The 17,284-nt window shown below is 67.9% G+C and carries 18 protein-coding genes; 6 read left to right on the top strand and 12 right to left on the bottom strand.

The window, feature by feature from the left end:
• Positions 1 to 47 precede the first annotated feature (47 nt).
• From EH231_RS01435 to EH231_RS01420, 4 genes are all read left to right on the top strand, one after another.
• Complete coding sequence (locus EH231_RS01435; RefSeq protein ID WP_090425992.1) at positions 48 to 1,559, top strand: 1,4-alpha-glucan branching protein domain-containing protein; 1,512 nt, start codon at positions 48 to 50, stop codon at positions 1,557 to 1,559.
• A gap of 91 nt (positions 1,560 to 1,650) precedes the next feature.
• Entirely contained in the window at positions 1,651 to 2,892 is a 1,242-nt protein-coding gene (locus EH231_RS01430) for a glycosyltransferase family 4 protein (RefSeq protein WP_090424987.1), read from the top strand.
• Positions 2,893 to 2,932: 40 nt separating this feature from the next.
• Complete coding sequence (locus tag EH231_RS33730; protein ID WP_090424986.1) at positions 2,933 to 3,232, top strand: MFS transporter; 300 nt, start codon at positions 2,933 to 2,935, stop codon at positions 3,230 to 3,232.
• Between the two features lie 103 nt (positions 3,233 to 3,335).
• Positions 3,336 to 3,932: a hypothetical protein gene (locus EH231_RS01420; protein ID WP_164481128.1), complete on the top strand. Its 597-nt coding sequence runs from the start codon at positions 3,336 to 3,338 to the stop codon at positions 3,930 to 3,932.
• A gap of 9 nt (positions 3,933 to 3,941) precedes the next feature.
• On the opposite strand, the gene EH231_RS01415 is transcribed toward EH231_RS01420, so the two are convergent.
• A complete protein-coding gene (locus EH231_RS01415) occupies positions 3,942 to 4,685 on the bottom strand; it encodes an acyltransferase (RefSeq protein WP_090424985.1) in 744 nt (247 codons plus the stop codon).
• Positions 4,686 to 4,850: 165 nt separating this feature from the next.
• Between EH231_RS01415 and EH231_RS01410 the strand changes: the two genes are divergently transcribed.
• The gene (locus tag EH231_RS01410; protein ID WP_124711738.1) at positions 4,851 to 6,134 is read left to right on the top strand and encodes a BamB-related PQQ repeat family beta-propellar protein; all 1,284 of its coding nucleotides are present in this window, start codon (positions 4,851 to 4,853) and stop codon (positions 6,132 to 6,134) included.
• 7 nt (positions 6,135 to 6,141) lie between these two features.
• Here EH231_RS01410 and EH231_RS01405 read toward each other — a convergent pair whose 3' ends face one another.
• From EH231_RS01405 to EH231_RS33725, 8 genes are all read right to left on the bottom strand, one after another.
• Entirely contained in the window at positions 6,142 to 6,831 is a 690-nt protein-coding gene (locus EH231_RS01405) for an esterase (protein WP_090424983.1), read from the bottom strand.
• A gap of 75 nt (positions 6,832 to 6,906) precedes the next feature.
• Positions 6,907 to 8,067, bottom strand: a complete 1,161-nt coding sequence (locus EH231_RS01400; protein WP_124711737.1) for a THUMP-like domain-containing protein — start codon at positions 8,065 to 8,067, stop codon at positions 6,907 to 6,909.
• Positions 8,068 to 8,076: 9 nt separating this feature from the next.
• Complete coding sequence (locus EH231_RS01395; RefSeq protein ID WP_090424981.1) at positions 8,077 to 9,084, bottom strand: class I SAM-dependent methyltransferase; 1,008 nt, start codon at positions 9,082 to 9,084, stop codon at positions 8,077 to 8,079.
• Positions 9,085 to 9,118: 34 nt separating this feature from the next.
• Positions 9,119 to 9,787, bottom strand: coding sequence for an enoyl-CoA hydratase (locus EH231_RS01390; RefSeq protein ID WP_124711736.1), 669 nt, complete (start codon positions 9,785 to 9,787; stop codon positions 9,119 to 9,121).
• A complete protein-coding gene (locus EH231_RS01385) occupies positions 9,784 to 10,677 on the bottom strand; it encodes an NUDIX hydrolase (RefSeq protein WP_124711735.1) in 894 nt (297 codons plus the stop codon). The genes EH231_RS01390 and EH231_RS01385 overlap by 4 nt, the downstream gene beginning before the upstream one ends.
• Complete coding sequence (locus EH231_RS01380; protein WP_205263301.1) at positions 10,674 to 11,543, bottom strand: ABC transporter ATP-binding protein; 870 nt, start codon at positions 11,541 to 11,543, stop codon at positions 10,674 to 10,676. The genes EH231_RS01385 and EH231_RS01380 overlap by 4 nt, the downstream gene beginning before the upstream one ends.
• On the bottom strand, positions 11,474 to 12,190 hold the full coding sequence (yczE, locus tag EH231_RS01375) for a membrane protein YczE (RefSeq protein WP_090424978.1): 717 nt from the start codon (positions 12,188 to 12,190) through the stop codon (positions 11,474 to 11,476). Before yczE ends, EH231_RS01380 begins: the two co-directional genes overlap by 70 nt.
• Complete coding sequence (locus EH231_RS33725; RefSeq protein ID WP_090424977.1) at positions 12,187 to 12,333, bottom strand: hypothetical protein; 147 nt, start codon at positions 12,331 to 12,333, stop codon at positions 12,187 to 12,189. The genes yczE and EH231_RS33725 overlap by 4 nt, the downstream gene beginning before the upstream one ends.
• Before the next feature lie 64 nt (positions 12,334 to 12,397).
• Here EH231_RS33725 and yczR point away from each other — a divergent pair, with 64 nt between their 5' ends.
• On the top strand, positions 12,398 to 13,837 hold the full coding sequence (gene yczR / locus EH231_RS01370) for a MocR-like transcription factor YczR (protein WP_124711734.1): 1,440 nt from the start codon (positions 12,398 to 12,400) through the stop codon (positions 13,835 to 13,837).
• Between the two features lie 7 nt (positions 13,838 to 13,844).
• Here yczR and EH231_RS01365 read toward each other — a convergent pair whose 3' ends face one another.
• Genes EH231_RS01365 through ctaD form a run of 3 tightly spaced genes read right to left on the bottom strand, consistent with a single transcriptional unit; the run spans position 13,845 to position 17,214 of the window.
• Complete coding sequence (locus EH231_RS01365) at positions 13,845 to 14,153, bottom strand: hypothetical protein (protein ID WP_036439478.1); 309 nt, start codon at positions 14,151 to 14,153, stop codon at positions 13,845 to 13,847.
• A 46-nt stretch (positions 14,154 to 14,199) separates the two neighbouring features.
• Positions 14,200 to 15,444, bottom strand: coding sequence for a phosphoserine phosphatase SerB (gene serB / locus EH231_RS01360; protein WP_164481127.1), 1,245 nt, complete (start codon positions 15,442 to 15,444; stop codon positions 14,200 to 14,202).
• Positions 15,445 to 15,486: 42 nt separating this feature from the next.
• Positions 15,487 to 17,214, bottom strand: a complete 1,728-nt coding sequence (gene ctaD, locus EH231_RS01355; protein WP_124711733.1) for an aa3-type cytochrome oxidase subunit I — start codon at positions 17,212 to 17,214, stop codon at positions 15,487 to 15,489.
• Between the last annotated feature and the right edge of the window lie 70 nt (positions 17,215 to 17,284).

Raw genomic sequence — 17,284 nt, 5'->3', positions numbered from 1 at the left:
CCGAACCTGTACCCCGGCTCGACGTCGCCGGCGATCCGGCTCCGGGGTTGTTCACGCTCGTCCTGCACACCCACCTGCCCTGGCTGGCCCACCACGGACGCTGGCCGGTCGGCGAGGAATGGCTCTACCAGTCCTGGGCCGCGGCCTACCTGCCGTTGATGCGCGTGTTGCGCGGGCTGGCCGCCGAGGACCGCAGCCACCTGATCACTCTCGGCATGACGCCGGTGGTCACCGCGCAGCTCGATGACCCCTACTGCCTGACGGGTATGCACCACTGGCTGGCCAACTGGCAGCTGCGCGCCCAGGAGGCGACGACGCTGCGCGAGGAACAAGCCTTGCAGCAGTTCGGGATTCGTGAGTACGCCGAGGCCGGTGCGGCCATCGAGGAATTCACCACCCATTGGCGGCACGGCGCCAGTGGGCTGCTGCGCCAGCTGATCGACGCCGAGACCATCGAACTGCTCGGCGGCCCGCTGTCACACCCGTTCCAGCCGCTGCTGAACCCGCGACTGCGCGAGTTCGCGCTGCGCGAAGGCCTGGCCGATGCACAGCAGCGGTTCGCGCACACCCCGGTCGGCATCTGGGCACCCGAATGCGCGTACGCGCCGGGCATGGAGACCGGGTACGCCGCGGCCGGTGTCGGGCATTTCATGGTGGACGGCCCGTCGTTGCACGGCGACACCACCCTCGGCCGGCCGGTCGGTGACTCCGACGTGGTGGCCTTCGGACGCGACCTGCAGGTCAGCTACCGCGTGTGGTCGCCCAAGTCCGGCTACCCCGGTCATGCCGCGTACCGGGATTTCCACACCTACGACCACACCACGGGCCTCAAGCCGGCCCGGGTCACCGGCCGCAACGTCCCGTCCGAGGAGAAGGCGCCCTACGATCCGCAGCGCGCCGACCGCGCGATCGACGAGCACGTCGCCGACTTCGTCGAGGTGGTCCGCCGCAGGCTGGTCAGCGAGAGCCGGCGGATCGGCCGCCCGGCGCACGTCGTGGCCGCGTTCGACACCGAGCTGTTCGGGCACTGGTGGTACGAGGGCCCGGAATGGCTGGGCCGGGTGCTGCGGGCACTGCCCGCGGCCGGCGTGCGGGTGGGCACCCTCGCGGATGCCAAGGCCGGCGGATTCGTCGGTGCCCCGGTCGAATTGCCGCCCAGCTCATGGGGTTCGGGCAAGAACTGGCAGGTGTGGAACGGCGAGAAGGTGGCCGATCTGGTGCAGCTCAACAGCGAGGTGGTCGACGGCGCACTGAGCACCGTGGACAAGGCGCTCACCCAGCACGCCGCGGTCGGTGCACCGACCCCGCGCGACCGCGTGGCCGATCAGATCCTGCGAGAGACGTTGCTGACCGTGTCGAGCGACTGGCCGTTCATGGTCAGCAAGGATTCGGCCGCCGACTACGCGCGCTACCGAGCGCATCTGCACGCCCACGCCACCCGCGAGATCTCCGACGCACTGGCCTCGGGCCGTCGCGACCACGCCGAACGGCTCGCCGACGGCTGGAACAAGGCCGACGGACTGTTCGGCGCCCTCGACGCCCGGCGTCTGCCAAAATGACCACCAGCGCGAGCGTGCGGTTCTGCCGCTCGACACCCCGGCAATCCCCAGCATTGTGCGCACACTCGCACCGGCACGAAGGCACGCAGTCATGAAGATCCTGATGGTGTCATGGGAGTACCCGCCCGTCGTCGTCGGCGGTCTGGGCCGACACGTGCACCACCTGGCCACCGCGCTGGCCGAAGCCGGACACGAGATCGTGGTGCTCAGCCGCAGGCCCACCGACACCGATCCCAGCACGCACCCGTCCACCGATGAGGTCAGCGAGGGTGTACGGGTGGTGGCCGCCGCCCAGGATCCGCATGAGTTCGTGTTCGGCACGGACATGATGGCCTGGACCCTGGCCATGGGCCACGCCATGGTGCGCACCGGCCTTGCCGTCAAAGACAATTCGGGCGACCGCTGGGTGCCCGACCTCGTTCACGCCCATGATTGGCTGGTGGCCCATCCCGCCATCGCCCTGGCCGAATTCTTCGATGTACCACTGGTTTCCACCATCCACGCCACCGAGGCGGGTCGGCACTCCGGCTGGGTCTCCGGACCGATCAGCCGCCAGGTGCATGCCGTGGAATCCTGGCTGGTGCGCGAATCAGATTCGCTGATCACGTGTTCGGCCTCGATGAGCGATGAGATCACCGAACTGTTCGGACCCGAACTGTCCGAGATCAGGGTGATCCGCAACGGGATCGACGCCGATCTCTGGCCGTTCGCGCCGCGACGCCCCCGCCAGGGTCCGCCTGAGTTGCTCTACCTCGGCCGCCTGGAATACGAGAAGGGTGTGCACGACGCGATCGCGGCCCTGCCCCGTATCCGGCGCGCACATCCCGGCACCACGCTGACCATCGCCGGCGACGGAACCCAGCAGCAGTGGCTCATCGAGCAGGCCCGGAAACACAAGGTGCTCAAGGCGACCCGGTTCGTCGGACGGCTCGGGCACGAGGAACTGCTGCAGGCCCTGCAGTCCGCCGACGCCGCGGTGCTGCCGAGCCACTACGAGCCGTTCGGCATCGTGGCGCTGGAGGCCGCGGCCACCGGAACCCCATTGGTGACCTCGAATGTGGGCGGCCTGGGCGAAGCGGTGATCGACGGCCAGACCGGAATGTCGTTCGCACCACGGGATGTGGTGGGGCTGGCCGCGGCGGTACGCGCCGTGCTCGACGACCCCGAGGCCGCGCAGCGCCGGGCGATCGCCGCCCGCGAGCGGCTCAGCGCCGACTTCGACTGGCACACCGTGGCCGCCGAGACCAGCCAGGTCTATCTGGCGGCCAAACGTGCCGAACGCGAACCACATCCGCGCCGGCCGATCGTCGAGCACGCCCTGCCCGACCGCTGATTCGACCGGCGTCGAATCAATCCGCACCCAGCGTGCGGATATGGCACCGCAACGTTCACCCGTCCTCACGCTGACCGCCGCCCATCTCGGGCTGTTCGTCGGCCTGCTGGGTGGTGTCCCGGCCGAAACCATCGGCTGGCGCTGGATCCTCTGGGTCAATGTGCCGATCGGCGTGCTGGCGTTGATCATGAGCGTCTCGCACCTGCCCGATTCTCGCGATCCAGGCGCCGCCCGCCTCGACCTGCCGGGTCTGGACCGAGCAGCGGCACCACCTCGCAGGCGGATTGGGCCGGGCGGTTCTGGACCATTTCCTGGCCGCGGACTGGCCGCGCCGCCCTGAGCGCCCGCTTCGGCATCGACTGGGCGGGTTGACGCGCGCCTTCGAGAATCGCCGATCCGCTGTCGGCGCCGCGCTCACCAAGCAGAATCGAGGCGTGGTCCAGATCCGCAGACATCTACGTACGGCCTGCGCTGCATTCGTCGGCGCGACGCTCATACTCGGCCTGGCCGCACCGGCGACCGCCGAGCCCAACGGCACCGCGCCCTCACTGCCCGCGTTCGTGCCCCAGCCCTCGGACTGGTCGCCGAACTACACGGTGTTCCCCTACAACCTGTGGCAGGTACGCGTCACTCCCGAGCAGATCGACGCCCAGCGCGAGTCCTGTCAGTGGTTCAACGCCCAGTACGGCACGTTGATGGGTCAGATCGTGGGCTTCCAGAATTTCCTGGGCGCGCAGCACGATTATTGGACCGCGCCCGGCGTGCAGGCCGCGGGCAACGCCGTCAGAGCCAACGTCGATCAGTCGGCGGCGTTCCTGGATCCTCGGGCTCACACGCTGTACATCACCAATTACCCGGACCAGAGCCAGTATTCACCGCTGTACAACGGTGACTCGATCTATCACCTGTGGTATCAGCTGACCCAGATCAGCGACAAGATCCAGAAACAGCAGCCGGCCGGAGTCATCAACGCCAACATCGCCACCGCGAATGTCTATGGGAACGTGATCCGCGACTCCGGGGTGTGCAACGGGGCCTGAGCGGCCCGGTCAGTTGCTGTTGGCCGCCTTCTTGCGCTCGATGTCGGCCAGTGCGGCGGCGAGTTCGGCGCGCTCGGCGGCCGATGTCTCCCAATCCAGCTTGCGGTTCTTGACCACCTTGGCCGGCGCCCCGACGGCAATCGAGTAATCGGGGATCTCGCCCTTGACCACGGCGTGGGCACCCAGCACGCAGCCGCGGCCGATCGAGGTGTTGCGCAGGATGGTGACCTTGGCGGCGATCCAGGTGTCCGGGCCGATGCGCACCGGGCCCTTGATGATGCCCTGGTCTTTGATGGGCATGTCGATGTTGTCCATCTTGTGGTCGAAGTCGCAGACGTAGCACCAGTCGGCCATCAGCGCGGAGTCGCCGAGCTCGATGTCGAGGTAGGTGTTGATCACGTTGTCGCGGCCCAGCACCACCTTGTCGCCGATGCGCAGCGAACCCTCGTGGCAGCGGATGGTGTTCTTGTCGCCGATGTGAACCCAGCGACCGATCTCCATCTGCGCCAGCTCCGGCGTGCACTGGATCTCCACACCCTTGCCGAGGAAGACCATGCCACGGGTGATGATGTGCGGGTTGGCCAGCTTGAACTTCAGCAGCCGCCAGTACCGCACCAGGTACCACGGGGTGTAGGCGCGGTTGTCGATGACCCATTTCAGCGACGCTCTCGTCAGGAAATCGGCCTGGCGAGGATCACGCAGCCGGGAACCCCGCCAGCGCTTGTGAATCGGGGCGCCCCACATCGTCGTCATGGCCGGACAGCCTACGCGAGGGTGTTCGACGGGGTCCCGGGTCGTTCCGCTCATGCACTGCCGCGCCCGTCCCGGGTCACTGCGCACCGGCCCACAGGGCGCCGGGTTACCCTCACCAGGGTCACAAATACGAGCGCCCTGCGTGTTCGGCGACGAAAGGACATCGTGTTCCGGCGATACCTTGCACTGGCTGTCGCGGTGCTGTTCACGGGCCTGCTCGCCGGTTGCGAGAACACCGATTCCTGGGTGGACGCTCACGCCGCACAAGGGTGGTCGGCGCAGTACGGCGACGCCGCCAACAGCAGCTACACCCGATCTCGTGGTCCCGAGACGCTCCGGTTGGAGTGGAGCCGGTCGGTCAAGGGTGAGCTGGGTGCCCAGGTGGCGTTGAGCGCGGACAACCGCCTGGCGGTCAACGCGCAGACGGCTGGCGGCTGTTCGTTGATGGTGTGGGAGGCCGACAACAACGCCCGCCAGCGCTGGTGTACGCGATTGGTGCTGGGCGGCGGCTGGTCCAGTCCCCTGTTCGACGGATTCGACAACGTCTATGTCGGGCAGCCCGGCACCATCCTGTCCTTCCCGCCGACACAGTGGATCCGCTGGCGCCAGCCCGTGATCGGCATGCCGACCACGCCCAGGCTCCTCGATGACGGCCAACTGCTTGTGGTCACCCATCTGGGTCAGGTGCTGGTGTTCGACGCGCACCGGGGCACGGTTGTGGGAACACCGCTGGATCTGGTCTCCGGTGTGGACCCGACCGATTCGCAGCGCGGTCTCGGCGACTGCCAGCCGGCCCGGTCGCGGTGCCCGGTGGCGGCCGCACCCGCGTTTTCCCATCAGGCAGGCATCGTGGTGCTCAGCGTGTGGCAGCCCGGGGCGGAGGCACCGGTGCTGATCGGATTGCGCTATCACCCCGGTGAGCAGACGCTGCTGACGCAGGAATGGACCAGCACCGCCGTGGGCCGCGGGCCGCTGGCCAGTCCGGTGTTGTCCGCCGACGGTTCGACGGTGTACGTCAACGGACGCGACCAGAAGCTGTGGGCACTCAACTCCGCCGACGGTTCGCCGAAATGGTCGGTGCCACTGAACTATCTGGCCCAGACCCCGCCATCGGTGTCACCCGACGGGCTGATCGTGGCCGGCGGCGGGCCGGACGCCAAACTGACCGCGGTGCGCGATGCCGGGGACCAGGGCGAGGTGGCCTGGACCCGTGACGATGTCGTGCCGCTGACAACGTCGAGCCGTGCGGACGGTGTCGGCTACACGGTTGCCCGCGAGGGCGGGCACGGCCAGACGCTGTTGGTATTCGACACCGCCGACGGGCACACCCTCAATGCTTATCCCGTGCCGGAGGCCACCGGCTGGCCTGTCGGGGTGTCGATCGGTAACGACCATCGAATCGTCACCGCGACCAGTGACGGTCAGGTGTACGGGTTCGCCCCGGACTGACCGTGCGTCAGGCCAGCAGCGCCGCCACGGCCGACCGCGGGACGCTGGCCTGGCTGGCTCCGGCGGCTTCGGGCAGCAGTTCACCCTGCCCGAAGAAGAAGATCACCGAGTCATCGGTGATCGCGAAGTTCTGATAGTGCACGGGATCCAGGCCGACCGCCGGTGTGATGGCCTGTTCGACCCCGGACTGTTTCTGCAATTCGCGCTGCACGATCGGGAAGATCACGTCCAGCGGCCGGGAGCCCGGCTTGAACAGGTTGTCGAAGGTGATCGGTGCCCGGGTCGCCACGTTGTAGTTGAACGTCTTGTACCAGGTCTGCGGGTGAGCACCGCCGACGTTCTGATACACCTCGAACACCAGGCTCTGGGTGTGCGCGGGTGTGCCGGAGCTGTAGGCGGTGCCCTTGGCGTCCAGGACGTAGGGCTGATCGCGCGAGCCGGGCATGTCCGAGACATTGACGAAGCCGTCGCGGGTCTGGATCAGGTAGGCGGCGACGGCCTGTTGATCCGGATAGCCGACGGGGAACGTGTAATCCAGTCTGTAGGTGGCATTGGCGGTGTGCACCTGACAGATCTGGTCGCCGTCGACGTTGCCGCCCAGGTCGGCGCAGGCCGACTGCGCGGCCGCCACGGGCACTCCTAGCCAGCCGAGCAGCGCACCGGCCACCAGCAGCGCTGTCACAGGGGGAATTCGCATCGTCAGTCGTCCTCGCAGGCGATCAACTCACACCGGTGGATCCACCGGCGTGTTTGGGACCAGATTACTTGGCGGTCATCGCGACGGGCGACAAATGAATGCCGTTGCCCGGCTGGCCGCCCCGGAACCGAGCCGGGCGATCACCACAGCCAGGTGCTCGGTGCCGCGCAGCCGCATCCGGGCCCGCAGCGCATCGGGATCCACGTCGAGGCCACGAACCAGGATCTCCAGTGCCCCCACCGATCGGGCCGCCAGCGCGGCCCGCAGCCGCCGCTCCTGGAAATGCAGCTGTTCGAGGACCTCGAAACCGCGCACCCCGGCGGGCAACTCGTCACCGGACAGATAGGCGATGTCGGGGTCGAGCTGCCACAGTCCGTGCCGCGCCGCGTAGTGGCGCACCAGCCCGGCGCGCACCACCGCACCATCGGGGTCGACGATCCAGCGCCCGGCCGGGGCGACGGGGCAGTCGTCTGGTTCGCCGTCGCTGATCTCCTCCCCGGTTTCGAGCAAGCTGGCCCGCCGGCGGACACCGGGTTCGGTCAGCCCGGGTGACCACAGGCAGGCTTCGCGCACGCTGCCGCCGACCGAGGTCACCTCGATCTCCCCGCCGAACCCCATCTCGGCGAGCGCGTCGAAATCGATTCCCGGAGCGCACTTCACCACGAGGTCCCGGCCACGGTAGACGTCCAGGACCGCGTCGAGCGCCGGGGTGTAGGCCCGCGGGTCGAAGCGTCGCCGCCCACCGGAGCGACGGGCCGGATCGATGATCACCACGGTGTCGCGGGTGACCGGTGCCAGCGCGTCGGCTCGGCACAGGTCGATGCCCCCGGCGTTGTGGGCCGCCATCGCCAGCCGCACCGGATCTAGGTCGCTGCCGACCAGCTGTGCGGCGCGATCACGCAGTGCCACAAGCTCACTGCCGATGGAGCAGGTGGCATCGTGCACCCGCGCCCCGGTCAGCCGGCGCGCCCGGTGGGCGGCCACCGGCGCGGCCGTGGCCTGTTGCAGCGCCTCGTCGGTGAACAGCCACTGCCCCGGGTCGTCGAACTTGGCCGCGGCCCGGCGCCTCAGCTGTACGGTTTCCACCAGAATTCCGGCACGGTCACCGAATTGTGTTCGGACAGCAGCGATGTCGCTGACCAGACTGGCCCCGGCGAGGCGGCGCCCGGACACCTCACCCAGGGCCTGCGCTCCCGCCTCCGAGCGCAGGTATGCGACAGCTTCTGTGTCAAGCAGCGTCGGGACCTAATCTCCCGACGGCTTAACCCCGGTGACCATCACGTTGTAGAACCAGCCCTTGGGCACCACGCGGCGCCAGACGTTGGAGTCAACCCAGCTCAGCGTGGTCCAGCTGTTGAACGCGAACTTGGCCCAGCCCCAGCCCAGGCGCCCCGGCGGCACCGCGGCCTCGAAGGTGCGTACCGGCCATCCGAGCATCGCCGCGGTGAATTCCTCGCTGGCGGTATGCACTTCGACCGCACCGGCGTTGGTGGCCATCCGCTCCAGATCGGCCGGGTCGAAGGTGTGCAGGTCGACGACCGCTTCCAGCGCCGCGGCGCGGGAGGACTCGTCGAGTTCGGCCTGCGGCCGGCGCCAGTTGCTCAGCCAGGGCAGCTTGGTCAGGTTGGTGGTGGCGTGCCAGGTCAGGGTGGACAGCTCACGGGCGTACTTGTTGCCGACCGTGGTGGGCTCACCGGCGAAGACGAAACGGCCGCCCGGCTTGAGCACCCGGACCACCTCACGCAGCGAGAGCTCGACGTCAGGGATGTGGTGCAGCACGGCGTGCCCGACCACCAGGTCGAAGGTGTTGTCCTCGTACGGGATGCCCTCGGCGTCGGCGACCCGTCCGTCGATGTCCAGGCCGAGTGACTGACCGTTGCGAGTGGCGACCTTGACCATGCCCGGGGACAGGTCGGTGACCGAACCACGCCGCGCCACACCGGACTGGACCAGGTTGAGCAGGAAGAATCCGGTACCGCAGCCGAGCTCGAGGGCCCGGTCGTACGGCAGCTCACGCTGCTCGGATTCGGGGACGATGGCGTCGAAGCGGCCGCGGGCGTAGTCGATACACCGCTGGTCGTAGGAGATCGACCACTTCTCGTCGTAGGTTTCGGCTTCCCAGTCGTGGTAGAGCACCTGCGCGAGCTTGCTGTCATGCATCGCGGCTTCGACCTGCTCGGCCGTGGCGTGCGGGTTAGGAGTCGGCATGCCGGCAATATCGGCGTCGATACCGGAATCCTTGATGTCAGTCATGCAGGGCAGCCTAACGGCCCGGGTGGGGTGGTTGTCAGGGCCGGTCCACCTGTCCGTCGACGGCGGCCTTCGCCGCGGCCAACACGTCCACCGGATGGTCGACGAATCGCCGCGCCCAGGCCAGCGCCTCGTCGTAGACGTGGTCGGGTGCCACAATCTGGTCGATCAGCCCGAGTTCCAGCGCCTCCTCGGCGCCGACGAACCGGCCGCTGAACACCAGTTCCTTGGCCTTGCTGGCGCCGATGACCTCGGCCAGCCGCGCACCGCCGCCGGCGCGGGGAGCCAGGCCGGCCAGGATCTCGGTCGCTCCGAACTTGACGTTGTCGCCGCTGACCCGCCAGTCGGCGGCCATCGCCAGGGTCAGCCCGCTGCCCAGCGCATAGCCGGTGATCGCGGCCACCGTGGGCTTGGGGATGGCGGCGACGGCCTCGATGCACTCGCGCAATGCCGCGTCCGCGGCGGCGGCCTCGCCCGTGTTCAGCGTGCGTAGCTCCGGAACGTCGTCGCCGGCGCAGAAGATCTCGTGCCCGCCGAACAGGATCACTGTCGAGATGTCGGTGCGTTCGCCGAGCTCGTGGGCGCCCGCGATGATCTCGCGGTACATCTGCCGGGTCAGGGCGTTGGTCGGGGGCCGTGACAACATCAAGGTGCCGACGCCGTCCTGCTCGGGCACCCCGGTGATCACACTGACGAACTCGTTCACTGAGTCGATTCCCCGGTCGCTTCGCTCCTGCCCGCCGAACCCGATTCCTCGGGCGCGTCACCCCGGCCCAACGGGGACCGGTGGTTTCTGGCCGCGTTGTAACGGCCGCTGTCGAAGAACTCGATCTGCCAGCTCCCTTCGCCGAGGGAGAGGTTGGGCTCGGTGGCGACGATCTTGCGTTCGGTTGCCAGCACGTCGGCGACGGAACGGCCGTGGAGAGAGTTGAGCTGGGTCCAGGTCGGCGGCAGCAGGAACGAGTTGCCCTGCTCGAAGTCGTCGAGACCCGCCTGCGGGGTGCTCCAGAACGCCCGATCGGTTTCGGTGTTCTCGCCGTCGGCCCGCTGGCCCTCGGGCAGCGCGCCGACGAAGAAGAAGGTGTCGTAGCGGCGCGTGCGTTCCTCTTTGGGGGTGATCCAGTTGTCCCACGGCCGGAGCAGGTCGGCGCGCAGGACGAGTTTCTCGTCGCGCAGGAAGTCGGCGAAGGACAGTGAGTGGTTGGCCAGGGCGGCACGAGCATCGCCGTACACCGAGGCGTCGGAGACTATGCCCGGATCGCCCGAATCGCTGTGAGGCCCGGCGAACAGCACACCGGACTCCTCGAAGGTCTCCCGGGCCGCGGCGCACACTAGCGCCTCGGCCAGCCCGGTTTCCACACCGAGGCGCTCCGCCCACCAGCTCGGTTCGGGTCCGAACCAGGCGATGTCGGCATTGCGGTCGCGGTCGTCGACTCCCCCGCCCGGGAACACCATCACCCCGGCCACGAACTCCATCGCCGCATGCCTGCGCATCATGAACACTTCGATGTCCGCTGAGCCACCGCGGCGCACATCGCGGACCAGCATCACGGTCGCCGCCGGCCGGGGCACCAACGGATCGTCGCTGCCTGTCATTCACGCCTCCTGTGCGCCGCTCGGGTCCTGGTTCGCCGGGCGAAGTAGCGCCCGTCGATCGTGTCCAGGGCGATCGACTGGCCGAACGCCTTGGAGAGGTTCTCAGCAGTCAACACCTCGGTCAGCAGACCCGAAGCAACCGCCTTGCCTTCCGAGAGGATCAGCGCGTGGCTGAATCCGACCGGAATCTCCTCGACATGATGGGTGACCAGGACCATGGCCGGTGCATCGGGGTCGGCAGCCAGGTCGGTCAACCGGGCCACCAGCTCTTCGCGGCCGCCCAGATCGAGGCCGGCCGCGGGCTCGTCGAGCAGCAGAAGTTCGGGGTCGGTCATCAGCGACCGGGCGATCAGGACCCGTTTGCGTTCGCCTTCCGACAGCGTCCCGTAGGTCCGCTCGGCCAGGTGTTCGGCACCGACGCTCTCCAGCATGTCGATGGCCTGGGCGTAGTCGACGTCCTCATAGTCCTCGCGCCAGCGGCCCAGCACGGCGTAGCCGGCAGACACCACCAAGTCGCGCACCACCTCGCTGTCGGGGATCCGCTGCGACAGTGCCGAGCTGCTCAGGCCGACCCGAGCCCGCAACTCGGACATGTCGGTGCGGCCCAACCGTTCGCCGAGCACGTAGGCCGTGCCCGATGACGGGTGTTCGGTGGCGGCGGCGATCCGCAACAGCGAGGTCTTGCCTGCACCGTTGGGGCCGATCACCACCCAGCGTTCGTCGAGTTCGACGGCCCAGGTGATGGGCCCGACCAGGGTGTTGCCGCCGCGCCGCAGGGTCACCCTGGCGAAGTCGATCAACAGGTCGGGGTCGGTTCCGTCTTCGTCATCGGTGATTGTCGAGTCGGTGCGTTCCCCTGAGGCCACTCGCTCATCGTAGTGACCGGTTTCCGATCCGCTCGGGCACGCCCGCCGCTGAAATCGTGGAACAACAGTGATCGTGGCATCAGCCGCAGGAACAGCTGCACGAGCGGCCCGATCCCGACCGCGTAGACGACGGTGCCGATCCCGACGGTGCCACCCATCAGCCAGCCAACGGCCAGTACGGTCGCCTCAATTCCGGTGCGCACCAATCGCACCGACAACCCGGTGCGGGCAACGAGTCCGGTCATCAGGCCGTCGCGGGGTCCGGGGCCCAGGCCGGCACCGATGTAGAGCACGGTGCTGATGGCGTTGAGCACGACGGCGCCGATCATCATCGCGATGCGAACCGGCAGTGCCGAGGGCGCGGGCAGGACGGCCAACGTGGCGTCCACCGTGACGGCGATGACGATGACGTTGGCGACGGTCCCGATCCCGGGCCGGTTACGCAACGGGATCCAGGCCAGCAGGACGACGACGCCGACGACGGCGGAGGCCATCCCGAGGGACAGCGGCGTGTGCCGGGTCAGACCCTGGTGGAAGACGTCCCACGGATCGAGGCCGAGCCCGGCGCGCACCATCATCGCCATCGACGCGCCGTAGCCGCAGAGGCCGATCAGGAGCAGGGCACCACGTTTGAATCCCGCCCTCATGAGTGATCGGGGAATCGGACGCGGATCGCGTCGAGCTCGCTGCGCACCCGGCGGGCGTCGACATCGCACTCTCGGGCGTAGTTGCCGGCGTCGTACACACGGCGGAGATTCTCCGCCAATCGGGAAATCCAGTTCCGAGCCATGCATCCATGATCATGGCCATGTGGCTTGCTTATCAATATCCAGTTAGCACATACTGGCCTGATTATGTCGACAGATATGGCCGCTCGCGCCCTCGATGTAGACCTGTTGGCCCGCGAACTGGGTAACTGGCGCACCTCTAGCCAAAGTGGACCTGCCTATCTCGGCCTGGCCGACGCCATTCGGCTGCTGATCGTGGACGGCCGGGTCCCGGTCGGATCACGCATTCCCAGCGAACGGGCGCTGGCGGAGTCGCTGCGGGTGTCTCGCACCACGGTCACCGCGGCCTTCGCCCAGTTGCGCGACGACGGCTATCTGCACGCCCGTCGCGGGGCCCGCAGCATCACCGCCCTGCCGGCCGCCGGCCACATCGAGCCCGACGCCACCACACCGACCGTGAGCCTGGCCGCCGCCGCACTGTCCGCACCCGGCACCGCCGTACTGGAGGCGTTCGCCGAAGCCGCCCGCGATATCGCGCCGTATCTGCGCGAGCCCGGTCACGAACTGATGGGCGTCGGTCCACTGCGCGCGGCGATCGCCGAAAGATATTGCGCCAGAGGATTGCCCACCGATCCGAGTCAGATCATGGTGACCAGCGGCGCCCAGCACGCCATCGGACTGATCCTGGCCAGCCACACCCAGCCCGGCGACCGGGTACTCGTCGAGCAACCCACCTACCACGGTGCGCTGTCGGCGATCTCGACCGCGGGAGCGCGAGCGGTGCCGGTCGCGCTCACCGAAGACGGCTGGGAGCTCGACGCCGTGCAGGCCGCGCTGCGGCAGCTCGCCCCGAGCCTGGCCTACCTGGTTCCCGACAGCCACAACCCGACCGGGTTCACCCTGCCGGCCGCCGAGCGAGAGCGGTTGGGGCAGATCATTTCCGATACCCGCACCCGCACCATCGTCGACGAATCGATCGTCGACATGTGGATCGACGCCGCGCCGCCCGAGCCGCTGGCGGCCTCGGTACCCCGCAATGATCTGGTGCTGACCATCGGCTCGATGTCGAAGTCGTTCTGGGGCGGCCTGCGGGTCGGCTGGATCCGCGCCGAGCGCGGCACGCTGGCCACCATCGCCGCGATCCGGCCCTCGGTGGACCTCGGCACCCCGATCCTGGAACAACTCGCGGCAGCGCGGTTGCTCGCGATGCGCACGGAGGTACTGCCGGAACGGCGCGAGATCATCCGGGCGCGGCGGGAGTTCCTGGTGGCACTGCTGGCCCGGGAACTCCCGGACTGGCAGCCCGGGCACGGCCGCGGCGGAATGTCACTGTGGGTGAAGCTCCCCGCGCCGATGAGCACGGCGTTGTCGGCCGCGGCGATGCGGCTGGGTCTGGATGTGCCCGCGGGGCCGCGGTTCGGTGTCGACGGCACGCTGGAGCGGTTCATCCGGCTGCCCTATGCGCTGCCGGAACCTGAACTCGAAGAGGCCGTGAATCTACTGGTGCGGGCCTGGCACAGCATCACCGGCACGCTCAGCGCGCAGCCACAGACGCTGGTGGTCTAGTCGGCGATCAAGGCTGCTGCGACATCGCGTAGCAGGTGCTGTAATGCTCGATGGTGCACGGAATCCCGTTCACCGTCGGCAGCTGGCCCGGCTGGTTCGTGATGTTGGTTCCCCCGGCGCTCGGCGCCATCACGGGCGGCGCCACCGCGCCCATCCCGCCGCCGGACGAACCGGCCACGCACACACCCTCGAACTTTGTCTGCACCGTCCCCGACGGGCATCGCTTGGCCTCGGCCGGGGCCGCGACCGCCAACTGTCCCAGGACTGCCGCAACGGCGAACGCGCCAACCACGACCGTGTGCTTCAGGTTCGCCATGCCCACACCCTACTTCAGGGTGGCTGCCGGTTCACCCTCCGCGATGTCAGTCCTCGGGGATCTCGACGCGGCGCAGCACGCCGTCCTGGGCGTCGGCGGCCTCGATCTCACCGCGGGTGACACCGAGGATGAACAGCACCGTGTCCAGGTAGGGATGGCTCAGCGACGCATCGGCGACCTCACGCAACGCGGGTTTGGCGTTGAACGCGACACCGAGGCCCGCTGCCGCCAGCATGTCGATGTCGTTGGCCCCGTCGCCCACGGCCACGGTCTGTTCCATGGGCACGCCGACCTGCTGGGCGAAATCGCGAAGCGCCTTGGCTTTTCCGGGCCGGTCGACGACCTGGCCGATGACCCGCCCGGTCAGCTTGCCGTCAACGACTTCCAGTTCGTTGGCGGCCACGTAATCGAGCATGAGTTCGTGCGCGAGCGGCTCGATGACCTGTCGGAAGCCGCCTGACACCACACCGCAGTAAAAGCCGAGCCGGCGCAGGGTCCGGATGGTGGTCCGGGCACCGGGCGTCAGCTCCACCTGTTCGGCGACATCGTCGAGCACGGAGGCGGGCAGACCCGCCAGGGTCGCCACCCGGCGGTGCAGGGATTCGGCGAAATCCAGTTCGCCGCGCATCGCCGCCTCGGTGACGGCGGCCACCTGGGCTTCCATACCGGCCCGGGCGGCCAGCATCTCGATGACCTCACCCTGGATCAGGGTGGAGTCGACGTCGAAGACGATGAGCCGCTTGGCCCGCCGGGCCAGGCTGTAGTCCTCGAGTGCGATGTCGACGCCTTCGTCGACGGCCACCTGGGCCAACGCCGACTGCAGTTGGCTGTACGCGGCTCCGGCCGGCACAGAGACCCGGAGTTCCAGGCCGGTCACCGGATAGTCGGACACTCCGCGGATCGTGTCGATGTTGACGCCCAGACCCGCGACCGCACGGGCCACCACACTGAACGCCTCGGCGGTGATCGGGCGGCCCAGCACCACGATGGTGTGGGTCGAAGGCTCGCGCATGACGGGCATGTCGTCACTGCGCTCGATCGTCACGTCCAGGCCGAGCCGGTGAATCGCCGTCTCGACGTCGCTGCGGAGCGCATCGCCGTCGACCGTCTCGGCCGGCGCCGCGACCAGCACACCCAGGGTGAGCCGGCCGCGGACCACGACCTGTTCGACGTTGCGTAGTTCGACCTGATGGCGGGCGAGCACCTCGAACAGCGCCGATGTGACACCGGGCTGATCGACTCCGGTGACGGTGATCAGTACCGACGAGCGCTCTCGCGGAGCACCGATCATCGAAACATCCTCGACGTGCTCACCCCCGGATGCTGCCACCCGTCAGCTGGAGCTGTCCGCAGACTCGAGCTCTGGATGATGCGTGCGGCCGACGTGGGCCTCGGCACGCATCCGCTCGACCATGTGCGGGTAGTGCAGCTCGAACGCCGGGCGCTCCGAACGGATCCGGGGCAGCTCGGTGAAGTTGTGCCGCGGCGGCGGGCACGAGGTCGCCCACTCCAGCGAGTTGCCGTAACCCCAGGGATCATCGACGGTCACGGGCTCGCCGTAGCGCCAGCTCTTGAACACGTTCCACACGAACGGCAGCGTCGAGATGCCCAGGATGAAGGCACCGATCGTGGAGATCACGTTGAGCGTGGTGAACCCGTCGGTGGGCAGATAGTCGGCGTAGCGGCGCGGCATGCCCTCGTCACCGACCCAGTGCTGCACCAGGAACGTGGTGTGGAAACCGATGAAGGTCAGCCAGAAGTGCAGCTTGCCCAGGCGCTCGTCGAGCAGACGTCCGACCATCTTCGGGAACCAGAAGTAGATGCCCGCGTAGGTGGCGAACACGATGGTGCCGAAGAGCACGTAGTGGAAGTGCGCGATGACGAAGTAGCTGTCGGTGACGTGGAAGTCGATCGGCGGGCTGGCCAGCAGCACGCCGGACAGGCCACCCAGCAGGAAGGTGATCAGGAAGCCGACCGAGAACAGCATCGGCGTCTCGAATGTCAGCTGGCCCTTCCACATCGTGCCGATCCAGTTGAAGAACTTGATACCGGTCGGGACCGCGATCAGGAACGTCATGAAGGAGAAGAACGGCAGCAGGACCGCACCGGTGGCGTACATGTGGTGTGCCCACACCGCGACGGACAGGGCCGCGATGCTGATGGTGGCGTAGATCAGCGTGGTGTAACCGAAGATCGGCTTGCGGCTGAACACCGGGAAGATCTCGGACACGATGCCGAAGAACGGCAGCGCGATGATGTACACCTCGGGGTGACCGAAGAACCAGAACAGGTGCTGCCACAACAGGACACCGCCGTTGGCCGGGTCGTAGATGTGTGCGCCCAGGTGGCGGTCGGCGGCCAGGCCGAACAGCGCCGCGGTCAGGATCGGGAACGCGATCAGCACCAGGATCGAGGTCACCAGGATGTTCCAGGTGAAGATCGGCATCCGGAACATGGTCATACCGGGCGCACGCATGCAGACGATGGTGGTGATCATGTTGACGCCACCGAGGATGGTGCCAAGACCACCGACGGCCAGGCCCAGGATCCACAGGTCACCGCCGGCTCCCGGCGAGTGGATGGCGTCGGTCAGCGGCGAGTAGGCCGTCCAGCCGAAGTCCGCGGCACCGCCCGGCGTGATGAAGCCGCCAAGGGCGATCAGCGCGCCGAACAGGAACAGCCAGAACGACAGGGCGTTCAGCCGCGGGAACGCCACGTCGGGCGCGCCGATCTGCAACGGGAGCACCAGGTTGGCGAACCCGAACACGATCGGGGTGGCGTAGAACAGCAGCATCACCGTGCCGTGCATGGTGAACAGCTGGTTGAACTGCTCATTGCTCAGGAACTGCAGGCCAGGCATCGCCAGTTCGGTACGCATGAACAGCGCCATCAGCCCGCCGATGAAGAAGAAGGCGAAGCAGGCGACGCAGTACATGATGCCGATCAGCTTGTGATCGGTCGTGGTGATGAGCTTGTAGATCAGGTTGCCCTTGGGGCCCATCCGTTCCGGAAAAGGACGACGTGCCTCGAGTTCTCCGATTGGGGGCGCTTCGGCTACCAAGAGATCCTCCAAAGATTCGTCGGGAAATCCCGCTTATCGAACTGAATCCTAACGCTCCCGGCGGCCTCGG

The organism is Mycolicibacterium nivoides (assembly GCF_003855255.1).
GTDB lineage: Bacteria > Actinomycetota > Actinomycetes > Mycobacteriales > Mycobacteriaceae > Mycobacterium > Mycobacterium nivoides.
Note: the sequence above shows the minus strand (reverse complement) of the source record. Positions and strands in the feature narration are given on the sequence as shown.